Genomic DNA, 20916 nt, shown 5'->3' on the forward strand with positions numbered 1-20916 from the left:
AATGTGACCATGCTCAACCCGCAGCAGCCGCAGTCAATTCCTTTCCGGCTGGCGCAGTTTCTGCTTGCGGTCATTCTGGTCGCCTTCCATCTCGGACTTATATTTTCAGGTCTTGTATCAAACCTCGTCAGCCGGCCGTTGCATATGGCATTGGCGTTGCCATGGATACTTGTGTTTGCTGCCAAACCGGGATTGTCGCGCATATCGGGCATTGTACTCGCCGCGGCTGGAATTGCCTCTTGCCTGTGGGTTGCGGTGCGGCACAACGCATTGTCGGATCAGTACGGTTTTCTCGAAAACAATGGGCAGATCCTGATTGCCATCATTCTGCTTGTCGTCGTTCTGGAAGCCGCGCGGCGGGCAATCGGCTGGCCGCTTCCGCTCGTAGCCGCGCTGGCGCTCGCCTACGGGCTGCTTGGTCAGTATGTCCCAGGAGAGTTCGGACATTCGGGAGTGCCGCTCAAAAGTTTCCTTGGCACATTGACAATAGCCGAAGGCGGACTTTGGGGCAGTCTGACCGGAGTGTCCGTCGGAATTGTCGCGATCTTTGTTATATTCGGCGCGGTGCTCAACGCGGGTGAAGCCGGGAAGGGTTTCATGAATATTGCCGCTGCCGCTGCCGGACGGCTGACGGGCGGTGCGGCAAAGGTTTCCGTCATCTCGTCTGCTTTATTCGGCTCCATTTCCGGATCAGCCTCGGCCAATGTCGCATCGACCGGTTCGATAACCCTGCCGGCAATGACGCGGCTCGGCTATCCGAAAAGGCTGGCCGCTGCGGTCGAGGCGGTTGCATCGTCCGGCGGGCAGATCATGCCGCCGCTCATGGGGGCCGGCGCATTTGTCATGGTGGAACTGACCGGGGTTCCCTATACGGGCATTATGGCAGCGGCCATATTACCTGCACTGCTCTATTTCTTTGCCGTCTGGATGGGCATCAACGCCTATGCCCGCCGTTTCGAGCTTCGTGCAATTCCGGAGTCTGAAAAACCGGCGGCACGGGAAGTGGCAATAACATCGGCGTTCTTTCTCGTGCCCTTCGCGGTCCTAATGTGGGGCATGTTCGTCGCGCGCTATACACCTCAATACTCTGCATGCATAGCGATCATTGTGGGCGCGGTCATGCTGCTCATTGGCGGCGACCTGACATTTGATGCTGTTCGCAGCCGCCGGCGGCTGGAAAGGGCACTCCTGACCGCCGCAAGGCAGGTTTCCATGATCGCTTCAATCATCCTGTGCGCGTCCATCGTCATAGGCGTTCTTGGCATCACCGGGCTCGGTGTCAAAATCACGTCACTTATCCTGTCCGGCTCCGGCGGCTATCTTTGGCCGTCGCTTCTCTTAACAGCACTTGCGTGCCTGATCCTCGGTATGGAAGTGCCGACAACGGCGGCCTATGTAATTTGCGTGTCGGTTGCCGGACCGGCGCTGATCCAGCTTGGATTGCAGCCCCTGCAGGCGCATCTCTTCGTTTTCTGGTTCGCGCTGATTTCGACGATAACTCCGCCTGTTTGCGGTGCGGTTTTTATCGCCGCCGGCATGATTGGCGAAAACTGGCTGAAAGTGGCCCTGACTGCGATGGCACTCGGCGTTGGTCTTTATGTCATCCCGCTCGGCATGATTGCCAATCCCGCAATCATTGAACTGTCGTCCAATCCGTGGGAAGCAATGGCCGCGACAATACAGATAGGCGTTGGCCTCGCACTCATTTCACTGGGTTTGATCGCTGCACGCAATCCCGGTTTCAAGATGGCGCTGGTTGCGTTTGGTGCTGCAGTTGTATTTTTTCGCGTGGCGATCGGCTAGCCTGATCCGGGCCAGAAAGGCGGTCAAAACCGCCCTGGTGTAGATTGTGTTGCCTAGCACAACAGAAGAGGTCAGCCCATGGACATCAAACCGGTACACAAAGCCACCTGCCACTGCGGTGCGGTGGAACTGGAACTGAAGCTGCCAAACGGTATCGTGGATCCGAGCCGGTGCGACTGCTCCTTGTGCAGGCGACGCGGCGCCATCGTCGGCACAGTTCCGTTGAGTGATCTCAAAGTGGTCAAAGGTGCCGACATTTTGCGCCTCTACCAGTTCGGGACAAAGACCGCCAAGCACTATTTCTGCAGCATCTGTGGAACCTATACCCACCATCAGCGAAGGAGCGATCCGAACCAGTACGGCTACAATGTCGGCTGTCTTGAGGGTGTGAATCCTTTCGAACTTGGCGAGGTGCCGGTCTATGATGGAATCAATCATCCCTCGGATCGGGACAAATCGTGATCAATATTCCGGTACACTTTCACTAATTGGACAGCAATAGCGGCCGGCCTAAGAGCAAAAATAGTATTCTGCCACGCAAATGCTTGCCTTTATTGTAAAGAAGGCAAACAATTGGCGCAAATATAGTGAGCCTTGCAGGCGATCGATCAGCATTCCACCGCAAGTTGCTGGCACAAAGGGTGCATGATGCCACCCGGTCAGGATGAAGGGGGTAAGGCATGACGACCAAAGCCCAACTGAGAGAGCGGCTCCATGCGCTGCGCAAGTCACTCGTTCGACCGTACGAAAAAGCAAAGGCCCAGGGCGACAAGGCCGAGATGCGGCGGCTCGAAGCGCTGACTGCCGAATTGGACGGGGTGTGGGAGCGGATTGAAGGATCGGCCTTCGGACAGCTGGTTGCCGATATCACGGCACTGCGGCTCAAGATCGAGGGACATGCTTCGTCCGGGACCGGATTGATTTCCGGCATATCGCTCGATGACCTCAAAGATAAAATCAAGGAAATCCTCTCTGTTTCCTCCGAGGAAGAACCGGCAGAAGGTTCCGGAACCGAGCCAGGCCCAGTGTTTCCTGAGCCGACCGATGGCGAAGCCCCACCACCGGTGGATATCTCTCCCGATGTCGTAACCGATGATCCGGGCATTGCCGACACCGGGGCCCTGATCTTGTCCGAAGCGCATCTGATTGGTCTCTGGAAACGTTCGCAGCTGCCGATAGACGGGCGGGGCATTATCGTTTTCGGACTGCGCGGATGCCGACCGGTCGATTTCGCCGGAACGGACTTTGCGTCAGCACATGAAATCGCCTTGCGGGAGGTCAACTACAAGACCATGAACTGCACAATCGGGCAGTGGCGACCAAATGGCGGGCTGGCGCTCTTTCCCGGATCGACCGTGCCGTTCCACACGATAGTTGCGCGCAAAGTCGGCAATCGCGGCATCGGCGTCAATCAGATGGGCTGTGGCCGCTACAAGAACTACGCCCATGGCTGGCACAAGCGTTCCGAAGGCCAGAGCGGGCACTGGGCGCTACGCCAGGAATGTGCAATCACCATCCAGAGGACCGGCGACGATACTGACTACGATCTGGATGACCGCTGGGAGGTTGGCCGTATCGCAGGCGACAATATTCATTGTGCATTTCACATGGGAGCCGATGGCGCAATTCCGGATTCCCGTTTTTCGAGTGCCGGCTGCCAGACCATCGCCGGCACCGTCAAAAAAGGTGTTCGCGGCTCAGAGCGCGGTCCGTGGAGGAAGTTCATCGCTCCGTTCCGGCGCGACAGCGGAATGCAGGACAGCGCCGAGTATGTTCTGTTTCTGGCCGAGGAAGCCCAGCAGATGATCAGAACCCGCTGTGCCGGAAAGACTGTCATTTTGCGCATGGGGTCCGGCGGGCCGCTCGTGCGGCAATTGCAGGAAGCGCTGTCAGCGCGCCTTTCGCGCCCGATCAAGGTCGATGGCGATTTTGGCACGGGAACATTCCAGGCGGTGATTGATTTTCAGACCGGGGTTTTCGGAGCCAATGCCGATGACGGTATTGTCGGCCCGGATACCGCGGAGGAATTGGGGCTGACACTCCCCGCGTTTGATTTTTCCAATGCCATATCAGGCGGCCCCGGTTTCGAAGCCGGTTCGGTGGTGCCGTCGGCTCCGGGCGGCACTGGTGCCGCCGATGGCGGCGGTGGAGACGGCAAGCTTGCCTGGGGTGCGGTGACCGAAAGGAAACACGGCCCGGACTTCAAGGCAAAGGTGATTTCCATATCCAAACGGCTGCGCTGTGACCCCGACCATCTGATGGCTGTCATGGCGTTTGAAACGGGCGGCAAATTTACGCCGGATGTGAAAAACGCCGCGGGCAGCGGTGCGACCGGTCTTATTCAGTTCATGCCGAAGACCGCCATTTTTCTCGGAACGACCACCAAAAAACTTGCCAAAATGACGGCACTCGATCAGCTCGATTTTGTCGAGCTCTATTTCAGGAAAACGATCGGTAGCAGGCCGATGCCGAATCTGAGTGATGTCTATATGGCGGTCCTTTGGCCTGCCGCCGTCGGCAAGTCAGAGAACTTCGTATTGTTCGAGCAGGGCACCACCGCCTATCGGCAAAACGCCGGCCTCGACAAGAACAGGGATGGTGTGATCCGCAAGGCGGAGGCCGCCGCCAAGGTATTCGACAAGCTGGTATTGGGTCAGAAAGAGGGCCGGCTGGGTTAGGCTGTTCAGGCGGTCAGCGTGAATTTGCCTTGAGAAATTCGATCAGCATCGGATTGACGGTATCGTACATTTCATAAAGCAGACCGTGCGTTCCTTCTTCTATGAGCTCGACCCGGGCATGTGGCGCCGCCTTTTTCAGTCTGGCTGCGCTTTCGACGCTGATTGTCGGGTCCTTGCCGCCAAAAAGCGCCATCATTGGCACACCCCTTGATGCATCGGCAAAGACTTCGTCGCAATTCTCCAGCGGCAGATTGCGCCATGATTGGAGGAGGGCGTTGAAGTAACCTTTGTAATTCATCTGAATGGTATCGTCGCCCCGGATGCGACGGGCCGGGTCAGGCAATGGCTCCTGAAACTGGGGATCGCCGAGCAGCAGCGACCGTCCCCGCAGCCTCCAGAGCCAGTCTCCAATGACAGGCATGCAAATGATTTTGCCAAACAGTTTGCCCATAAACGGATAAACCGCCAGTCCCGCCGGTGCAAGGAGTATTATGGCTGTCAGCCGCTCCGGATGGCGCGCAGCAAAATCCGTCGCAATGATGCCGCCCATCGAATAGCCGACAAGCCCGACGGGTTCGGTCAAATTCAGCGCGTCAAGCAATTCGGTCAATTCGCGATCGTAGAAATCGGTATCGTATCTGGCATTTGGCCGGTCGGACCAGCCACGTCCAAAATGGTCGAAAAGGATGACGCGAAATCCGGTATCCGCAAGGGCCGCTGCATTCTGCTCAAAGACGAACTGCGGAACGCCAAATCCATGAACCATGACAACGGCCTGCCCGTCGGTCGGGCCACGCTCCGAATAGTGGATTACGCCGTCGCTCAGTTGAACGGACTTGCCGGGAGCGTGTGCTGCACGTTCGTCCGGTGTCATGGGTTTTTCGCGTAAGCCGCTCAAATACCAGCTCAGTCCCATTGCCGATCCCCCAGCTACAACGAGGCCGATAATCCAATCCATTCAAAAGTCCGGGTCCCTCGCACCGCAAAGAGCTTATGGAAGGTAAAGGGCAGGGGCAAGAGTACCACCGATCCGATTTGCTTGAGAACCCGTTCGGATTGTCGGACAACGCCTTAGCTGTTGTCGGAAAGGCAATTCAGCATGTTGTCGGCCATATTGCGGATCAGTGTGAAATATAGATCAGGACCGTTCTCGAGGTCAGCGCCGAGCGGGTCAAGAACTCCGGCACGCGCACCCGTTCCTTCGGTAATGACGTCAACCAGTTTCGGTTCAAATTGCGGTTCAGAAAACACGCAGGTTGCGCCCAGTTCCTTAACCTTGTTCCTGATTTCCGACACCCGTGCGGCACCAGGAGCGACCTCGGGACTGATCGTCACAGACCCGGCAGCCGAAACACCAAAGCGGTTTTCGAAATACGGATAAGCGTCATGGAAAACGACGAACGACTTGTCTTTGACCGGCTCCAGCCTAGTGGCAATTTCCGTGGTCAACTCGTCCAACTGCACTTCCAGGCCCTCAGCGTTGGCCTTGTATTTCGCAGCGTTTTCCGGATCGGTTTTCACAAGCGCTTCTTCAATTTCGTGCACCAGCGCCTTGGCGTTGACCGGATCGAGCCACAAATGAATGTTGAATTCGCCGTCGGCATGCGCATCGTGGTCATGGCCGGCATGTGTTTCGTTTGATTCGCCTTCGTGGTCCGCGTGTTCGTCGTCGTCGTGTTCGTGGTCGTCGTGTCCATCATCGGCGTGCTCGTCACCCTCGTGATCGTGGCTTTCGAATGTTCCACCTTCCCGTAATCCGAGCCTTACAAGATCGTGAGCGTCCCCCAGTTCAACGACCATTGCATTGTCGGCGAGCGTGTCGAGAGGTTTTTCCAGGAATGCCTCGAGATCCGGACCGAACCAGAAGATGATGTCTGCCCGTTCCAGATTGCCGGCCTGGGAGGGGCGAAGGCTATAGGTGTGTGGTGATGCCGCCCCGTCGACCAGAAGTTCCGGGTCACCAACGCCATCCATGACGCCGGCGACGAGCGAATGAATGGGCTTTATCGATGTTACGACGGCGGGTTCTGCAAGCCCGACAGCTGGCAAAGCGACACAAGCGGTTGAAGCCAGTAAAAGGGTGCGGAGCAATTTCATGGATAATCCGTGTGTTATGTTATGTTGTAACGTTATTTAATAACGCTATAACGCAAACATCACACAGGCTCAATACCGGCAAAGAGAAATACCCTGAGCCGGGTCATGCAAACCTGCGCGGCCCGCCCGCCGCGCAGGGTGAGGCGCTCGGCTATTCCTTTTTGATGCGATAGGCTTCATGGCATGAGCCGCAATTTTTCGTGGCCGCGCCAAATGCAGCTTTGAAGCTATCCATGTCGGTGATCTTGACATTTGTGTCGGCAATGAACTTGGCCACTGCAGCGTTGAAGCCCGCCTTGTCTTGCCAGATTTTGGGTGAAGCCTCGGTTTCGTTCCCGGATTCCGAGCCTTCCGGAAACAGATACCCATAGCCGTTGGCGGCTGCATTCATGGTGTTGAACACCAACTGGGCAGCTACAGGGTCGAATTCCATTTCTCCCTTGACCATTTTGGCGCCGACACCAGTTGCCGCGCCGACGTTTTTCATGATTCCCTGCCTGTCCTTCGAAGGATCGTCGGCCGCCAGGGAGCTGCCGACAAGGCCGGCTGAAAGAAGCACTGCCAATGTGATTGCACGGTTCATAACGTTCTCCTGTGAGGATCATTGTAATGACTGCAGTCAGGACGGGATATGCATCCGTCCGCCATCTGTCGCACTTACCCCAGGTCACTCCGTTCCCGAGAGCCAACGCTGCGTTCAAGGGTGCGTACTATGACAGATCAGAGACTAGGTAATGCGAAAACGCTCGACAACGTGAAGTTTTGCATATTCAATCTGCATTTATGCAGAATGTAGACTGGGACATATTCCGCATTGTCATGGCGGTCGCCGATGGTGGATCTGCTGTTGCCGCCGCCGAGCGGCTCGGCGTCAATGCGAGCACGGTGTTGCGCAGAATATCCCGGTTTGAAGAGGAGAACGGCGTCCGGCTGTTCGAGCGCCGTCAAACCGGCTACACGCCGACCGTGGAATGCGAGGCGGTCATCGAGGCGGCGCGCACGATAGAGCACAGCGTGGCCGGTATCGGTCGTGACCTTCTTGGACGCGACTTGCGGTTGGAGGGGCGGCTCACGGTCACGACGACGGATTCGCTTCTCAACTCAGTGCTTGCGCCCCTGATCCTTGAATTCAGCAGGCTGCATCCTCAGATCAGGATCGATGTCTCGGTAACAAACAGCCGCCTCAATCTGACCCGGCAGGATGCTGATATTGCGGTTCGTGCTTCCAAGATGCCACCGGAGACACTGGTGGGGCAGCGGGTCTCGGGACTGGCTTTCGCTGTATACGCCAAACCCGCTGTTGCAGAAGATTTGCCCTCCGGCAGACGACTGAAGCTGCGCAAGGCGTCCTGGATCGGAATTGGAGAGGCGTTGGCCGCTTCGCCGGTCGGCGACTGGATGGACCGCAATGTTCCGCCGGAGCGCGTCGTCATGACTGCCGACACCTTTGTTTCGATGCGAGACTGCGCTGCAGCCGGCGCAGGGCTGACCGTATTGCCCTGCTGTCTAGGAGATCGTTCGGCTGATCTGGTGCGGGTAACGCCCCCCATCCAAGAGATGGAGAGTTCGCTCTGGGTCCTGACCCACTCCGACATTCGCAGCGCGGCCCGGGTCAAAGCCTTCAATGAGTTCATGTCCCGTGCGCTCCGGGGCATGGCTGATCTCTTCGAAGGTAGAAGCGTGTCTTGAGGGCGCTCACAATTCAACCGGATTTCCAATATATAGGATAATGCGCTAAAAGGCTTCAGGTAGCCTGTGTGTAAACGTACGGAATGCCTCAATGAACGTCGCTCCAACCCCTGATATCGGCAAACTCGTCAAGTCCACGCGTAAAGCGCTCGACCTGACCCTGGAGCAACTCGCCGAGCGCAGCGGTGTTTCGCGCTCGATGCTTTCGGCCATAGAGCGCGGGACCGCCAATCCGACGTTTTCGATCGTCTGGGCATTGGCGCAGTCTCTCGGCCTTGATCTTGCAACGCTTGAGGGAACCTCCAGGCAGGATGAGCCGATCGAGCATGTCCATCACTATTCAATACCGATGCGGCGAAGCGCCGACGGCAGATGCGAGTTGTTCATGCTCAGCCCCGTGCGGACCGTGCTGCCGGTTGAATGGCACCACCTGGTTATGAAGCCCGAGGGTTGCCTGGAATCCAAGGCACATGCCGCCGGCACTTTTGAGCATTTGACCTGTCTGTCGGGCGCGCTGTCGGTGAGTGTCGATGGCAAATCAGTGCATGCGCAGGCCGGTGATACCTTGCGATATCGGGCCGACAAACCACACCGTATCGACAACACCGCAGGTGAGGAGACGCGGGCGCTGCTTCTTGTCGCCCAGCCTGACCAGTATCGGACAAAAACAACCACGGTCTGACCCACAGATTGCGGTGTGCTGCGCCTTTCATTTGACATCATTATCTGGTATTCCAATATGCAGGAATTAGTGCAGCATATAGGAATAAGATGTCTAACTCACTGATTGCTTCCGCACGCGACGCCCTTACCGAAATAGAAGCAGCCGGAACGCTGAAACGCGAAAGGCTGATCTATTCGGCCCAGTCGTCAATCATCCACACACGTGATGCGCTCAACCGGGATGAGGAGGTGCTCAATTTCTGCGCCAACAACTATCTCGGTCTTGCAGATGATCCGCGCCTTATCACGGCGGCAAAGCAGGCTCTCGACAGTCACGGCTTCGGCATGGCGTCCGTGCGGTTCATCTGCGGCACGCAGGATCTCCACCGGCAGTTGGAGGAACGTGTTGCCGCGTATCTGCGCACTGAGGATGCAATAGTTTTTCCCTCGTGCTTCGATGCCAATGGCGGCATCTTCGAGGTGTTGCTGGGCAAGGAAGATGCTGTCATTTCCGACAGCCTCAACCATGCCTCGATCATTGACGGCATCCGCCTGTGCAAGGCGCAACGCTTTCGCTACGCCAACAACGACATGAATGATCTGGAAAAGCAGCTGATTGCCGCGAAGAATTGCAGTCACCGCCTGATCGTCACCGATGGCGTTTTCTCCATGGATGGCATCATTGCCGATTTGCCGGGCATTTGTGAACTGGCTGAAAAGCACGACGCGATTGTCATGGTCGATGACTGCCATGCAACCGGTTTTCTTGGTGAGCGCGGCGCCGGAACGCCGGAGTTTCATGATGTCGAAGGGCGGGTGCAGATCCTGACCGGAACCTTCGGCAAGGCGCTTGGCGGTGCATCGGGCGGTTATGTCGCCGGCCCGAAGCCCATTGTGGACCTGTTGCGTCAACGGGCGCGGCCCTATCTGTTTTCCAATGCGGTGGCGCCGGCAATTTGTGCCGCTTCAATTGCGGCGATAGATATTGCGGAGGCGGCCGTGGCTGAACGCCGTCATCTTCGCGACAACGCCGCGCGGTTCCGTGCCGGCATGTCCGCAGCGGGATTTACGCTGGTTGACGGCAGCCATCCGATCATACCGGTGATGATCGGGGACGCGGCGCTGGCGGCGAAGCTTGCCGACACCATGCTTGAGCACGGTGTTTACGTTATCGCGTTTTCCTATCCGGTCGTATCGGAAGGAAAAGCACGTATCCGCACCCAGATGTCGGCGGCTCATACGCCGGAACAGATCGGCCGCGCGGTTGCAGCCTTCACGCAGGCCGGGCTCGAACACGGTGTAATCGGATAAGGAGCAGCTGAAATGCGCGCGCTGGTCAAGGACAAGGCCGCCCCCGGCCTCACGATGATAGATCTGGAGATACCCGAACCGGGGCCCGGCGAAGTGCGTATCAAGATCGACAGTGCGTCAATCTGCGGAACCGATCTGCATATCTACAACTGGGACGACTGGGCTGCCAAAACCGTGCCGGTGCCGCTGACCATCGGCCACGAATTTGTCGGCCATATCGACCGTCTCGGGCCGGGTGCGGACGACTTCGAACCGGGGCAGCGTGTGTCGGGCGAGGGGCATATCGTATGCGGTCACTGCCGCAACTGCCGTGCAGGCCGCGAACATCTTTGCCGCGACACGAAGGGCATCGGGGTCAACCGGACGGGTGCCTTTGCCGATTATCTCGTTATTCCCGAGCACAATGTCTATCCGATTCCGGACGATATCCCGGATGAGTACGCCTCGATCCTCGACCCGCTCGGCAATGCGGTACACACTGCGTTGAGCTTTGATCTGGTGGGCGAGGATGTGCTGATAACCGGGGCAGGACCCATCGGACTTATGGCGGCAGCCGTGTGCCGTCACGTCGGTGCCCGTCATGTGGTCATTACCGACATCAACGAAAGACGGCTGGAACTGGCGGAAAAAATGGGTGCGTCGCGGGCGGTCATTGCCGGCCAGGAGGACCTCGACGACATCATGGCCGAACTCGGCATGAAGGAGGGTTTTGACGTCGGGCTGGAAATGTCCGGATCGGCCGCGGCACTCCAGGATATGATCGAAAACCTCAACAATGGCGGACAGGTCGGTTTGCTTGGAATTTTCCATGGCGCCGTCACAATCGATCTCAACAAGGCGATCTTCAAGGGGCTTCAATTCAAGGGCATTTACGGGCGCGAGATGTTCGACACCTGGCACAAGGCCCTGGCGATGCTCGAAAGCGGTCTTGACATCTCGCCCATTCTGACACACCGATTTCCTTTTGAGGATTTTGAAAAAGGGTTTGAGGTGCTCAATAACGGCCAGGCCAGCAAGGTAATCCTGGACCTGTAAAACAACAAATACGTGAGGAGATACAGCGTATGGGCAGCGTGCGGTCGGGAGGGGACGCAACCGGAAGCGCTTCACAGCGCAGACGCGGTGGACGGGACAAAAAACGCAGTGGGTCGGGTGATATAGCGCGCCCGTTCAAGCAGCCGTCACGGCCATTTGCACCGGTCGATCTGGTATCACCCGAAGCCATTGACCGGATCCATGATGCCTCGTTGCGGGTTCTGTCGGAAACCGGCATCAACGTTCTTCACGATGAAGCGCGCGCCATCATGAAAAAGGCAGGGGCCGATGTCATTGAGGGAGAGACTCGTGTCCATTTCGATCCCGACCTGATCATGGAGTGTATCTCCACCATACCGTCGCAGTTCGTTCTTCATGCCAGGAACCCCGAACACAATCTGAGGATCGGCGGCAACGACATGGCTTTCTGCCTTATGGCGAGCGCCCCCAACTCTTCCTGCATGGACCGCGGCCGTCGCAGTGGCAATCAGGAAGATTTCCAGAATTTTCTGAAGCTGGGGCAGTATCATCCGATCATACACGCAATCGGCGGCTATCCCGTCGAGCCGGTCGATATTCACGCATCTATCCGGCATCTCGACTGCATTTCCGATTTCATCACACTGACCGACAAGGCCTACAACGTCTATTCGCTCGGCAAGGAGCGCATAGCCGACGCCATTGAAATGACGCGCATAGCGCATGGATTGACCACGGATGCGCTGCGCCGTCAGCCGTCTGTTTTCACAATCATAAATACGAACTCGCCGCTGCAACTCGACATACCGATGATGCAGGGCGTTATCGACATGTCCTCGATGGGACAGCCCGTAGTCATAACGCCCTTTACGCTTTCGGGTGCGATGGCGCCGGTCACCATTCCGGGAGCCCTCGTGCTGCAGAACGCCGAAGCGCTTGCGGGGCTTGCATTCAGCCAGATGGTCAATCCGGGTGCGCCGGTGATGTATGGCGGCTTTACCTCGAATGTCGACATGAAATCCGGTGCGCCAGCCTTCGGAACGCCCGAATATTTGAAAGCCCAGCATGTCGGCGGGCAACTGGCACGGCGCTATGACATTCCCTATCGCACATCCAATGTTTGTGCGGCCAATACGGTTGATGCCCAGGCGGCCTATGAATCCGTCTTTTCGCTCTGGGGTGCGGTCAATAGCGGCGGCCACCTGCTTAAGCATGGTGCCGGCTGGATGGAAGGTGGGCTGTGCTGCTCCTATGAGAAGATGATCCTCGACATCGATCTTTTGCAGATGGTTGCCGAATTCATGGTTCCGCTGAAATTCGACGAAGACGAACTGGGTCTTGATGCAATCGCAGATGTCGGCCCTGGAGGACATTTCTTCGGAACGGCCCATACGCAGGCACGCTACAAGGACGCGTTCTATGCGCCGATCCTCAGCGACTGGCGCAACTTCGAGACCTGGCACGAGGCGGGAGAGCCGACCGCCATGCAGAAGGCAAACGCCGTATGGAAGCAGCGGCTCGCCGAATATGAGGTGCCCCCGCTCGATCCGGCCATAGCCGAGGAATTGCGCGAATTTGTCGAACGCCGCAAGAAGGAAGGCGGTGTAGCGACTGATTTCTAATTATTTGGAAATCAGTCACATTCCAGATCGAAGCTGTAGTCGATTTTGCCATCACCCAGGACAGCGGTGACGGTACCGCGCGCGCCCGCATAGGCTCCCGTGCCGCCAATGATCGGGCTGGTATATTCCGACCACTCAATGGCAAGCTGACCGTCCTCGAAGGAGTTGGCCGGCATATCGCGCACCTTCGTGACCGTGTAGATCGCACCGTCGTAAAAGCTGCTGATGGATTCCGTAAAGGCCGATTTCAAACTGCCGTCGTCAGCAAGGTCAAGCACCGTCATGACCCAGGAGCGTTCGCCCATTTGATCGTCTTTGTCATTGTGAAGCCGGATTTGGCCGAGCTGTTTGTCACCTGTACTCGCTTTGCCATTGGCATCGATATCGGCAAACTCGGTAATCGCTGTGGAAAACGGTCCGGTAACCGAGAAGGACTCACATTTTCGTTGTCCTTCCGCCCCGGCACCTGCGGGCAATATTGTCAGGGCCAGGAGGCCGGACAGGATGATGATGGGTGTTGTTTTCCGCATGGGATTTCCCGCTACAGGCATTGGTCAAGGTCAACATAGGTACGCACTCAGCGTCATTCAATTGCCCGATTGCATTGGCCAACTCAGGATTGCAACATGAAGCAAGAGAGCTCCCAGCAGCAAAGGATCAGGCAATTGACCGACAGCAACAAGGCACTCGCCCGGCGGGCACTGGAATTTTGGGCCAGTGACAATCAGGATGACATCGCGGAAGTATTTTCAGCAGATTACATCAATCATCAGGAGCCAAGTATCGAGGGCGATGTCAAGCACCTCGGCCTTGCAGGCTGGATGACGCTGGTTGCCGGGCATCACGCAGCCTTCTCCGAGTCGCGCGTCAGGATCATCATGCAGATTGCCGAGGGTGATCTGGTGGCAACGCGATGGGAGTTCACAGTCAAACACACGGGCAGCTATATCGGCTATCAGCCGACCGGGAAAACCGCCATCTGGACCGGCATCGAAATTGACCGGATCGCAGACGGAAAAATCGTCGAAAGCTGGGTGGACTGGGACAAGTACCGGCAATTGGAAATGCTTGGTATAATCGGGTAATGGTCTATTTTGAAACAGGCCTTGGGAAAACATGGACCATCGTGAACTCATCGCATCCCTGCCGCGCGAGCAGAAACAGGACCTGACCCGAAAATCGGATTTGAAGGGCCTGTCGGCGCTGGCCATGCATGCAGGCGCCATTTTGATTTTTGGAATGCTCATTGCCCTTAAGGTGCGCTATTGGCCGCTGCTGATGGTTCCCCAGGGAATATTGATCATCTTCCTGTTCACAACACTGCACGAAACGATCCATCGCACGGCGTTCGCGACCCCGTGGATCAATGACGCGGTGGCTCGGGTCTGCGGGTTCCTGATCCTGCTCCCGTCGGAATGGTTCCGCTTCTTCCACTTTGCCCATCACCGCCACACGCAGGACCCGAACCGGGACCCGGAGCTGGCTTCGCCGAAGCCGGAAACGAAAACCCAATACCTGCTTCATGTCTCAGGCCTGCCGGTTTGGATCAGCCATATACGAACACTGGTCAATAATGCGCTGGGACATTGCCGCGATGACTTCGTTCCGCCCGCAGCGCGAAAACGCATTGCCCTTGAGGCGAGGGTTATGCTTTCGCTTTACACGCTGCTTGTGATCGCTTCACTCGCCATCGGGTCTGCGCTTTTGCTCCATGTCTGGATTTTACCTGTCATTTTCGGCCAACCCTTTTTGAGGCTGTATCTTTTGGCAGAGCACGGTCGATGCGCCTTTGCTGCCAACATGTTTGAAAATAGCCGCACGACCTTCACCAACCGGGTGGTGCGCAGGCTTGCATGGAACATGCCCTATCATGCGGAGCATCACGCTTTTCCAGGCGTTCCGTTCCACAAGCTGCCGGAATTTCATACGCTCACCAGACCTCACCTTCTCGAGACGGAGAAGGGATATGTCCGCTTCCACGAAAAATATGCACGGTCGCTTGAAGGTTGAGCGCGTTTGCTTCAGATCATGATGAGAGCTATGCCGCCCATGGCGAGCAATGCGCCAAGCCAGGCAAGCAGCCGTGGGCGTTTTCCGGTGACGATCCATATCATTGGCAGCATGATGACCGGAGCCGCCGAGCCGAGAACGACTGCTATTCCGGTATCCAGCCATCGCACGGCATAGAGCTGCAGGCTGACGGCGACAACAAAGCCTAAAAGACCAGGTGTGATCGCGTGAAGGATCAGTCCATTGCCTGGCTTGGTCAGGGAGGAGAGCGCCGGCACGCGCCACAGGGCAACGGCCGATACGATAATTGCACCCCCTGCGGTGCGCAGTGCATTTGCCGCAAGCGGGTCGGTGCCTTCCAACATGGCGGGTTTCAGGAGAATCAATCCCACCGCATTTGCAGCAGCTGCCAGCAGTCCCAATCCGATCATTGTCAGGGCAGACCCGCGGATATCCTCCAGCTGGTCTTGGGCGTTGCCGCCAAACCGGATTGCCAAAGCCATGCCAACCAGAGCTATGGCGCAGCCGAGCAGCTTTTGTGCGCTGAGAATCTCCCCGAGAAATATGAAACCCAAAAGCGCGGCGATAGGCCCGTTCATGGATACAAGCAATTGAGCTCTCCTCGGGCCTCCGCGCCTGAGGCAGGCAAACATGGCCATATTGGCGGTAACCACTCCAATGGCGCTTGCACCAACATATGCGGGCCACTGCGCCCACACCACGCTTTGCCAGCCATTTTGAGCCGTGACCAACACCAGGAGAACCGCCGCCGCGCAAACAAGCTGCAGCCGGGTCAGCGCGAACGGGCCGAGCACCGTCGCCGGCTTGTGGGCAAGAAGAGCTCCTGCTGCCCAGCAGAACGACGCCCCGAGGGCCGATAATACCGCGATGAGAGGCATGAGGTGTTTTCTGTTTTGTGCTACATTTTGTGTAGCAATTTGTTAGCACGAATGGGCCTAATGTGCTACACTAAATGTAGCAGTCAATACGTTTGGAATTCGCAGTGACAAAAACGCCGATACCAGGCCAGCCCGTACGCGGTTCACGATCCGGTGTGCCCGTAATGGCGCTGTTTGATCTTCTGGGGCGCAATTGGTCGATGGGGATATTGTGGAACCTGTCTCAAGGCAGTCCTTGCAGTTTCCGTGACTTGCGGGATCGCTGTGAAATGGTATCGCCCACCGTACTTAATGAACGGCTGAAGGAATTGCGTGAGGCCGGCCTGGTGGAGACAACGGAAGACGGCTATCGCGTTACCCCGCTCGGACAGGAACTCTACCGTCATCTCGTGCCGATGAAAAACTGGGCAAGCCGCTGGGCAAGGGAGATTAACCGGCGCGAAAAGTAAGTCTGGGCATGACTTTATTGCCTCAACAGCATCCAGCTTAAAGAAATCGATCGTAGGGTCACGATTCACCCTTGAAGCTATAGTTACTGGAGGGATTATGTTTGGCCGAGTTCACATTGAGGAGACTATGAATGAACGAGACCGACACGCGTCTGCTGCAGGAAACACCGCTCCTGGACCATGGCAATGAATTGATCCGAACGCTGATCGCCGAGCGTGGCTGGCTGGCGCTGGACGACTATAATCGTATCGGTGCGGCGTATGACTTTGTCCGCAATGAAATCGCGTTTGGCTACAATGCCTCTGATGACATTGCCGCCTCAAAGGTGCTCTCGGACGGCTACGGGCAGTGCAACACAAAGGCAACATTGCTGATGGCGCTTTTCCGGGCGTTGGGGATTGCCTGCAGGCTGCACGGGTTCACAATTCACAAATCGCTGCAGCGCGGCGTTGTGCCTGAGAGTGTCTACCGCATCGCGCCGCAAGATATCCTCCACTCCTGGGTCGAGGTTCTTCATGGTAGCAGGTGGATCAACCTGGAGGGATTTATCCTTGACGATCGGTATCTCGCCAGCCTGCAAACCCACTGTGTCAAAGAAAGCGGCAGCATATGCGCATTCGGCGCTGGAACAGACAATCTCCAGGAGCCTGGAACGCGATGGATGGGGAAAGACACCTATATCCAGAGAACGGGCATCAATGCCGATCTCGGTGTTTTCAGCTCACCGGACGAATTCTATCGCGAACATCGTCAGAATATCAGTGGCCTCAGAGAACTCGCCTACCGGTATTTTATAAGGCACTGGATGAACCGTCGTGTCGCGAGGATCCGTGCCGGCAAACTGCCTTTTTTGCCGGCTGAACCCAGAAAGAACACCTCAGCAGAAAAACAAGCAGGTTCCGCGTCCGTCGAGTTCCGTTGAGCGCGAAGGGGCAGCCTCTACCGCTTTGGCCGGGGTGGGATGCTGTGGTATCATTTGACCGTCATGACAGGCCTGTCGCGGCGCAGGTCCTGAACAGGAGGACGTGTCGATGTACTACAGGACTATCGGCGTCGTAGCCCTATTGCTTTTTGCGATCGGGTTTACCGTGAATGCAGCGGCCGGCGATTATATGGGCTGCTACAGGAATGATATTGCATCCAAGTCTGACAAGGCTATTGAACTGGCCAGCCTCGGATCGGAACGCAGCAAGCCGCTGCAAATGTCACCGAGAATATATGGTGCACTGCCGGCAGAGCTTGGCATGCAAGCCACTGAACCGGGTGGTGTCTTGGTGGCCGGCCGCTGCGGTTCGTCCAATTACTACTGCAATGAAGCGGGTTTCACCTACTGTTGTGGCACTTCCAGTGCCGGATACTATTGCGCGGCCGATGTGAACGGCTGCACAAGATAAGTCCTTGGCGAGAAGGTAATCTGCATTCTGTCAGTGGCGGTGGCTATCACACGGCACCGCCCATAACGACCAGATGCACCGAAATCACCTGGTTTGAGGCAAACCGCAGTTCTTTCTCGGGATTGTACTGGGAAAGCACCAGTTCTTCCGCGTTCCACCGGACGAAACGTTTTACATATGCCAGTTTCGGTCCGTGCTCATTTGCCTGTATCTGCGCGATAACAAAATCTCCGCGGCGCACGCGCTTCGACGGATTGACGAAAACGATCTCGCCATCAAAATACCGCGGTTCCATCGATTCACCGGCTACGTAGACAGCATAGGCACCTGCAACTGCAGAAAGGCTCGGTGGTGCAAATACGTCCTCCAGCCTGTCACCATTCATAACGAATTCACCGTCAATACCGCCGACTGCCTGACCATAAACAGGTATCTGTACGCGCAGGTCAGCAAGCTCATCGCCCAATCGTGCATTGGCAGGCTGGCTAGGTGCAGGCGTTTCCAATTCACTCTTAATTTCGGGCCCTTCCTGTTCGCTCCTATATGATTGTATCTTTTGACCGCGTGCAACCGAAAATTTCCGATTTCCGGAAATAATGTTCCCGTTGTGTTCACGCGGCGCAATGTCTGCCCTGTTCCGGATTTGTACAGCGTCTTCTGAAGCCGGTTTTGCACCGGCCGGAGGGCCGGTCGGGGAGGGTGGGTCGTAAGCCTCGGTTCCAAACATCAATTCGGATGCGCTAATGCCAAGGTGAGGGGCCAAACGTTCTGCCCAGTCCTTTGTCAACTGTCTCTCGCCCGCCTCAAGGCGGCGAATCTGTGGTTGCGACGTTGTTGCCAGTTCCGCAAGCCGCGCCTGCGTCAGCCCCAGCGCTTCCCGCAATTGTTTGATTGTGCTCATTTGTTTTCCAAGGTTTTGACCCGTGCTGCCTGTTTTTGGTATATTCCACATTGGTCTTTTCAGCAAAAACCATATTGGTATTTCATATTGACAAATATACCAAAATGGAATATATTGCAAATCTCCCGATTCAAATCCCTGATTGAAAGTGAACGCCATGTCGAACCGTGCCGCATCGAAGTCTGTTCCCGATACATGCGAAAAAGACGGCATTCAGGTTCCAACACACTTAACCAATCATGCTTCGGGCGATTCAAATTTTAATAAAACAGAGAACAAAACAAGAACAGATATCAATTCCGAACCAATACCCGAACCTTTGCCGCCACAAACCCTGGCAAAGGATCTTGGCATTGAGCCTGTCTGGCGTGTGGTGATTGATTTTGGTGAACCGACTTCCGGCACCGGAGAAGAGGGTTGGGGACGCAAAAGCATATCCGTTTCACGCGTCACCATTCTGGATGGTCCGCGCGAGGTCGAGGGCGAACCGCGAACGGTTCGCAGGGATAGCGGCTGATGGCAACGGTGCGCTCCGACAATTCCCGTTCTCTAGAGATGGACCAGATTATGGACGTTCCCAGCCAATCAATAATGCCGCCTGAAATTACCCTCGACAAAACGGTCAAACCCAGAGGCCGCCGCGGCCGTCTTGATATGAACGGCAAGGAAACGGTGTTACGGCTGTATGCCGGGGGTGTGGCGACAACCGACATTGCAGACCGGTTCGGCGTCGATGAGACGTATATCCGTAAGCTTGCCTGTCGCTACGGCATTCGCAAGGGACAACTCGCCGGACGTGCCGCACCTCCCGTGGACCATCGTAAAAAGCCGATCCGCAATGACCATCTTGCAGCCTTCAAGAGGGCACGGCGCGGTTTCGAAATGCCGCAGGAGCTGGAACCCAAATATGTCCGTCTGCTGATATCCGGTCTGAGTTGCAGACAGGCGGCTGCGAAGTTGGGGTTGATGGAGGACGTGCATGACGGTGCATGAAACGGCATTTCGCCCACGTGGCCCTGATCAACCGGCCGCAAGGTCCAGCACCGTGAAAAGGAAGAAACAGCACCCATGCGATATTCATAAAACGGCTCGTCAGTGCGGTGTCCGGCTTTACAACGGTGCGCGTCAATATCACAAGACCCGAAACGCCGGGGAGTGTTTTTCGCCCGCCACCCTGCGGCGCATTGGCAGGGCCCACGGCGAGCCGCATCTGGCGCTGGTGCTGCGGCTGATTGTCGAGACCGAAGGCAATGCGGCCGAGCTCTATGCCGAGACGCTGGCCGCTGTCTCGTCTCTGCTTGAACACAAACCCGAGCTGATTGAACGCGGGGCGGCCTTGTTCGATGCATTTGACAACATCGACCTTTGCGCAATCCGGCGGCGTGCACATGCCATGAAGTGTGGCTTGCCTGCGAGCCACACAATGCGGATTCTATTGCTGTTGGCGCTTGCGTAGAGGGTGCACCAAACAGGACAGTCTATAGCTCACCCGTAACGGTCTGTTCCTTGGGTGGACGCTCGATCAGGATAAATGCCACACCGGCAATGACCACCGCGCCGCCAATCATAATCTGCACGGTCAGCCTTTCGCCGAGGAAGAGTACGCCGCCCGCAACCGAAAATACCGGCAGCATCAGCAGAAACGGCGCGACCAGGCTGACGGGATGCCTGCGCACAAGCGAATACCACATGCCATATCCTGCAACAGTCATGATAAGCCCCAGATAAAGGACGGCCGACCAGACGACCCAGTTTGCGGATTGGATGGCGTCCCAGTGATTGCCCTCGAAAATCAGCGACATGACCAGAAGCTGCGGCGTGGCAAAGATCGCGACCCAGGCCGTGACCGTCATGGCGCCGACACCGTTCAGGCTTCTGACCATGGCCTGTCCGACCGCCCAGGAAAATGCACCGCCGACCACCATCAGCATTGAAAGCCACGCGGCACCCAGTTTTGGCTCGCCCGCAATCAAACCTACGCCTGAAAAGGCAACGGCGATGCCAATCCATTTGCGCAGGCCGGTTTTTTCCTTCAGTGCAATAGCGCCGATAAGCACAAGAAATGGAACCTCAAGCTGCACAACCAGCGCCGCAACCGAAGCGTCGATGCCGGCAAGTCCGGTAAATGTCAGACTGTATTGAATAGCTGCGGAAATGAGGGCAATGAAAAATATCTTCACCAGCTGGCCGGTGGGTGGCCGCACGAACCAGACGAGCGCTACCGAGGTCACGGCAAAACGCAGCGCCATCAGCAGGATGGGCGGGAAATAGTTGATCGCACCTTTAGCAAAGACGACACCCATGCCCCATATGAGGGCGACGGACAAGCCCATCAGAACGTCGAATACTGAAAGCCTGTTGCCCATTTTGTCACCGTGAAAACCG

The 20916-nt window shown here is 56.6% G+C and carries 22 protein-coding genes and 2 pseudogenes; 16 read left to right on the forward strand and 8 right to left on the reverse strand.

What is annotated here, in order from left to right; all coding sequences use genetic code 11:
* Window positions 1–9: 9 nt before the first annotated feature.
* The 3 genes from ABVT35_RS09230 (at window position 10) to ABVT35_RS09240 (ending at window position 4481) form a co-directional block, all read left to right on the forward strand.
* Window positions 10–1803: a TRAP transporter permease gene (locus ABVT35_RS09230; RefSeq protein WP_368466303.1), complete on the forward strand. Its 1794-nt coding sequence runs from the start codon at window positions 10–12 to the stop codon at window positions 1801–1803.
* A 78-nt stretch (window positions 1804–1881) separates the two neighbouring features.
* Complete coding sequence (locus ABVT35_RS09235; RefSeq protein WP_368466026.1) at window positions 1882–2265, forward strand: GFA family protein; 384 nt, start codon at window positions 1882–1884, stop codon at window positions 2263–2265.
* Between the two features lie 218 nt (window positions 2266–2483).
* Window positions 2484–4481: a peptidoglycan-binding protein gene (locus ABVT35_RS09240; protein WP_368466027.1), complete on the forward strand. Its 1998-nt coding sequence runs from the start codon at window positions 2484–2486 to the stop codon at window positions 4479–4481.
* A gap of 13 nt (window positions 4482–4494) precedes the next feature.
* Here the strand turns inward: ABVT35_RS09240 and ABVT35_RS09245 are convergent, their stop codons facing one another.
* The 3 genes from ABVT35_RS09245 to ABVT35_RS09255 form a co-directional block, all read right to left on the reverse strand.
* Window positions 4495–5439: an alpha/beta fold hydrolase gene (locus ABVT35_RS09245; protein ID WP_368466028.1), complete on the reverse strand. Its 945-nt coding sequence runs from the start codon at window positions 5437–5439 to the stop codon at window positions 4495–4497.
* A 113-nt stretch (window positions 5440–5552) separates the two neighbouring features.
* Window positions 5553–6578, reverse strand: a complete 1026-nt coding sequence (znuA, locus tag ABVT35_RS09250; RefSeq protein WP_368466029.1) for a zinc ABC transporter substrate-binding protein ZnuA — start codon at window positions 6576–6578, stop codon at window positions 5553–5555.
* 151 nt (window positions 6579–6729) lie between these two features.
* Entirely contained in the window at window positions 6730–7161 is a 432-nt protein-coding gene (locus ABVT35_RS09255; RefSeq protein WP_368466030.1) for a cytochrome c, read from the reverse strand.
* A gap of 200 nt (window positions 7162–7361) precedes the next feature.
* Here ABVT35_RS09255 and ABVT35_RS09260 point away from each other — a divergent pair, with 200 nt between their 5' ends.
* The 5 genes from ABVT35_RS09260 to ABVT35_RS09280 all read left to right on the forward strand — a co-directional run bounded on the left by ABVT35_RS09260 (window position 7362) and on the right by ABVT35_RS09280 (window position 12877).
* A complete protein-coding gene (locus ABVT35_RS09260; RefSeq protein ID WP_368466031.1) occupies window positions 7362–8267 on the forward strand; it encodes a LysR family transcriptional regulator in 906 nt (301 codons plus the stop codon).
* Window positions 8268–8358: 91 nt separating this feature from the next.
* A complete protein-coding gene (locus ABVT35_RS09265; protein ID WP_368466032.1) occupies window positions 8359–8949 on the forward strand; it encodes a helix-turn-helix domain-containing protein in 591 nt (196 codons plus the stop codon).
* An 89-nt stretch (window positions 8950–9038) separates the two neighbouring features.
* The gene (locus ABVT35_RS09270; protein WP_368466033.1) at window positions 9039–10241 is read left to right on the forward strand and encodes a glycine C-acetyltransferase; all 1203 of its coding nucleotides are present in this window, start codon (window positions 9039–9041) and stop codon (window positions 10239–10241) included.
* Window positions 10242–10253: 12 nt separating this feature from the next.
* Window positions 10254–11276 (forward strand): L-threonine 3-dehydrogenase, encoded by a 1023-nt coding sequence (tdh, locus tag ABVT35_RS09275; RefSeq protein WP_368466034.1) that lies wholly within the window; start codon window positions 10254–10256, stop codon window positions 11274–11276.
* Window positions 11277–11305: 29 nt separating this feature from the next.
* Window positions 11306–12877, forward strand: coding sequence for a trimethylamine methyltransferase family protein (locus tag ABVT35_RS09280; RefSeq protein WP_368466035.1), 1572 nt, complete (start codon window positions 11306–11308; stop codon window positions 12875–12877).
* Window positions 12878–12888: 11 nt separating this feature from the next.
* On the opposite strand, the gene ABVT35_RS09285 is transcribed toward ABVT35_RS09280, so the two are convergent.
* On the reverse strand, window positions 12889–13407 hold the full coding sequence (locus ABVT35_RS09285; protein ID WP_368466036.1) for a hypothetical protein: 519 nt from the start codon (window positions 13405–13407) through the stop codon (window positions 12889–12891).
* 96 nt (window positions 13408–13503) lie between these two features.
* On the opposite strand from ABVT35_RS09285, the gene ABVT35_RS09290 reads away from it, so the two are divergent.
* The gene (locus tag ABVT35_RS09290) at window positions 13504–13962 is read left to right on the forward strand and encodes an ester cyclase (protein WP_368466037.1); all 459 of its coding nucleotides are present in this window, start codon (window positions 13504–13506) and stop codon (window positions 13960–13962) included.
* A 31-nt stretch (window positions 13963–13993) separates the two neighbouring features.
* On the forward strand, window positions 13994–14887 hold the full coding sequence (locus ABVT35_RS09295; protein WP_368466038.1) for a fatty acid desaturase family protein: 894 nt from the start codon (window positions 13994–13996) through the stop codon (window positions 14885–14887).
* A gap of 11 nt (window positions 14888–14898) precedes the next feature.
* Here ABVT35_RS09295 and ABVT35_RS09300 read toward each other — a convergent pair whose 3' ends face one another.
* Window positions 14899–15786, reverse strand: a complete 888-nt coding sequence (locus ABVT35_RS09300; protein ID WP_368466040.1) for an EamA family transporter — start codon at window positions 15784–15786, stop codon at window positions 14899–14901.
* A gap of 164 nt (window positions 15787–15950) precedes the next feature.
* Here ABVT35_RS09300 and ABVT35_RS09305 point away from each other — a divergent pair, with 164 nt between their 5' ends.
* From ABVT35_RS09305 to ABVT35_RS09315, 3 genes are all read left to right on the forward strand, one after another.
* Window positions 15951–16235, forward strand: a complete 285-nt coding sequence (locus tag ABVT35_RS09305; RefSeq protein WP_368466304.1) for a winged helix-turn-helix transcriptional regulator — start codon at window positions 15951–15953, stop codon at window positions 16233–16235.
* Between the two features lie 131 nt (window positions 16236–16366).
* Window positions 16367–17158, forward strand: a complete 792-nt coding sequence (locus ABVT35_RS09310; protein WP_368466043.1) for a transglutaminase family protein — start codon at window positions 16367–16369, stop codon at window positions 17156–17158.
* 109 nt (window positions 17159–17267) lie between these two features.
* Window positions 17268–17630 (forward strand): hypothetical protein, encoded by a 363-nt coding sequence (locus ABVT35_RS09315; RefSeq protein ID WP_368466045.1) that lies wholly within the window; start codon window positions 17268–17270, stop codon window positions 17628–17630.
* A 46-nt stretch (window positions 17631–17676) separates the two neighbouring features.
* Here the strand turns inward: ABVT35_RS09315 and ABVT35_RS09320 are convergent.
* A pseudogene (locus ABVT35_RS09320) lies at window positions 17677–18105 on the reverse strand (helix-turn-helix transcriptional regulator); the annotation flags it as partial.
* Between the two features lie 264 nt (window positions 18106–18369).
* Window positions 18370–18744 (reverse strand): annotated as a pseudogene (locus tag ABVT35_RS09325) (helix-turn-helix domain-containing protein); the annotation flags it as partial.
* Here ABVT35_RS09325 and ABVT35_RS09330 point away from each other — a divergent pair.
* From ABVT35_RS09330 to ABVT35_RS09340, 3 genes are read left to right on the forward strand one after another with little or no spacing between them, the layout of a single operon-like run.
* Window positions 18689–19048: a hypothetical protein gene (locus ABVT35_RS09330; protein WP_368466309.1), complete on the forward strand. Its 360-nt coding sequence runs from the start codon at window positions 18689–18691 to the stop codon at window positions 19046–19048. The pseudogene ABVT35_RS09325 and the gene ABVT35_RS09330 overlap by 56 nt on opposite strands.
* Complete coding sequence (locus ABVT35_RS09335) at window positions 19048–19524, forward strand: hypothetical protein (protein ID WP_368466046.1); 477 nt, start codon at window positions 19048–19050, stop codon at window positions 19522–19524. Before ABVT35_RS09330 ends, ABVT35_RS09335 begins: the two co-directional genes overlap by 1 nt.
* Window positions 19525–19576: 52 nt before the next feature.
* Window positions 19577–19987, forward strand: a complete 411-nt coding sequence (locus ABVT35_RS09340) for a hypothetical protein (RefSeq protein ID WP_368466047.1) — start codon at window positions 19577–19579, stop codon at window positions 19985–19987.
* Between the two features lie 22 nt (window positions 19988–20009).
* Here the strand turns inward: ABVT35_RS09340 and ABVT35_RS09345 are convergent, their stop codons facing one another.
* Window positions 20010–20897, reverse strand: coding sequence for a DMT family transporter (locus ABVT35_RS09345; protein ID WP_368466049.1), 888 nt, complete (start codon window positions 20895–20897; stop codon window positions 20010–20012).
* Window positions 20898–20916 lie beyond the last annotated feature (19 nt).

The sequence above is a fragment of the Hoeflea sp. TYP-13 genome, from assembly GCF_040932035.1.
Taxonomy (GTDB): domain Bacteria; phylum Pseudomonadota; class Alphaproteobacteria; order Rhizobiales; family Rhizobiaceae; genus Hoeflea_A.

Bases quoted from the DNA above. Each gene is read 5' to 3' on its own strand.
- ABVT35_RS09345 (WP_368466049.1), bottom strand. From the start codon at position 20,897: ATGGGCAACAGGCTTTCAGTATTCGACGTTCTGATGGGCTTGTCCGTC.
- ABVT35_RS09310 (WP_368466043.1), top strand. From the start codon at position 16,367: ATGAACGAGACCGACACGCGTCTGCTGCAGGAAACACCGCTCCTGGAC.
- ABVT35_RS09260 (WP_368466031.1), top strand. From the start codon at position 7,362: ATGCAGAATGTAGACTGGGACATATTCCGCATTGTCATGGCGGTCGCC.
- ABVT35_RS09285 (WP_368466036.1), bottom strand. From the start codon at position 13,407: ATGCGGAAAACAACACCCATCATCATCCTGTCCGGCCTCCTGGCCCTG.
- ABVT35_RS09335 (WP_368466046.1), top strand. From the start codon at position 19,048: ATGGCAACGGTGCGCTCCGACAATTCCCGTTCTCTAGAGATGGACCAG.
- ABVT35_RS09255 (WP_368466030.1), bottom strand. From the start codon at position 7,161: ATGAACCGTGCAATCACATTGGCAGTGCTTCTTTCAGCCGGCCTTGTC.
- ABVT35_RS09305 (WP_368466304.1), top strand. From the start codon at position 15,951: ATGGCGCTGTTTGATCTTCTGGGGCGCAATTGGTCGATGGGGATATTG.
- ABVT35_RS09235 (WP_368466026.1), top strand. From the start codon at position 1,882: ATGGACATCAAACCGGTACACAAAGCCACCTGCCACTGCGGTGCGGTG.
- ABVT35_RS09245 (WP_368466028.1), bottom strand. From the start codon at position 5,439: ATGGATTGGATTATCGGCCTCGTTGTAGCTGGGGGATCGGCAATGGGA.
- ABVT35_RS09280 (WP_368466035.1), top strand. From the start codon at position 11,306: ATGGGCAGCGTGCGGTCGGGAGGGGACGCAACCGGAAGCGCTTCACAG.
- ABVT35_RS09315 (WP_368466045.1), top strand. From the start codon at position 17,268: ATGTACTACAGGACTATCGGCGTCGTAGCCCTATTGCTTTTTGCGATC.
- ABVT35_RS09240 (WP_368466027.1), top strand. From the start codon at position 2,484: ATGACGACCAAAGCCCAACTGAGAGAGCGGCTCCATGCGCTGCGCAAG.
- ABVT35_RS09330 (WP_368466309.1), top strand. From the start codon at position 18,689: ATGTCGAACCGTGCCGCATCGAAGTCTGTTCCCGATACATGCGAAAAA.
- ABVT35_RS09290 (WP_368466037.1), top strand. From the start codon at position 13,504: ATGAAGCAAGAGAGCTCCCAGCAGCAAAGGATCAGGCAATTGACCGAC.
- ABVT35_RS09265 (WP_368466032.1), top strand. From the start codon at position 8,359: ATGAACGTCGCTCCAACCCCTGATATCGGCAAACTCGTCAAGTCCACG.
- ABVT35_RS09230 (WP_368466303.1), top strand. From the start codon at position 10: ATGCTCAACCCGCAGCAGCCGCAGTCAATTCCTTTCCGGCTGGCGCAG.
- tdh (WP_368466034.1), top strand. From the start codon at position 10,254: ATGCGCGCGCTGGTCAAGGACAAGGCCGCCCCCGGCCTCACGATGATA.
- ABVT35_RS09295 (WP_368466038.1), top strand. From the start codon at position 13,994: ATGGACCATCGTGAACTCATCGCATCCCTGCCGCGCGAGCAGAAACAG.
- ABVT35_RS09270 (WP_368466033.1), top strand. From the start codon at position 9,039: ATGTCTAACTCACTGATTGCTTCCGCACGCGACGCCCTTACCGAAATA.
- znuA (WP_368466029.1), bottom strand. From the start codon at position 6,578: ATGAAATTGCTCCGCACCCTTTTACTGGCTTCAACCGCTTGTGTCGCT.
- ABVT35_RS09300 (WP_368466040.1), bottom strand. From the start codon at position 15,786: ATGCCTCTCATCGCGGTATTATCGGCCCTCGGGGCGTCGTTCTGCTGG.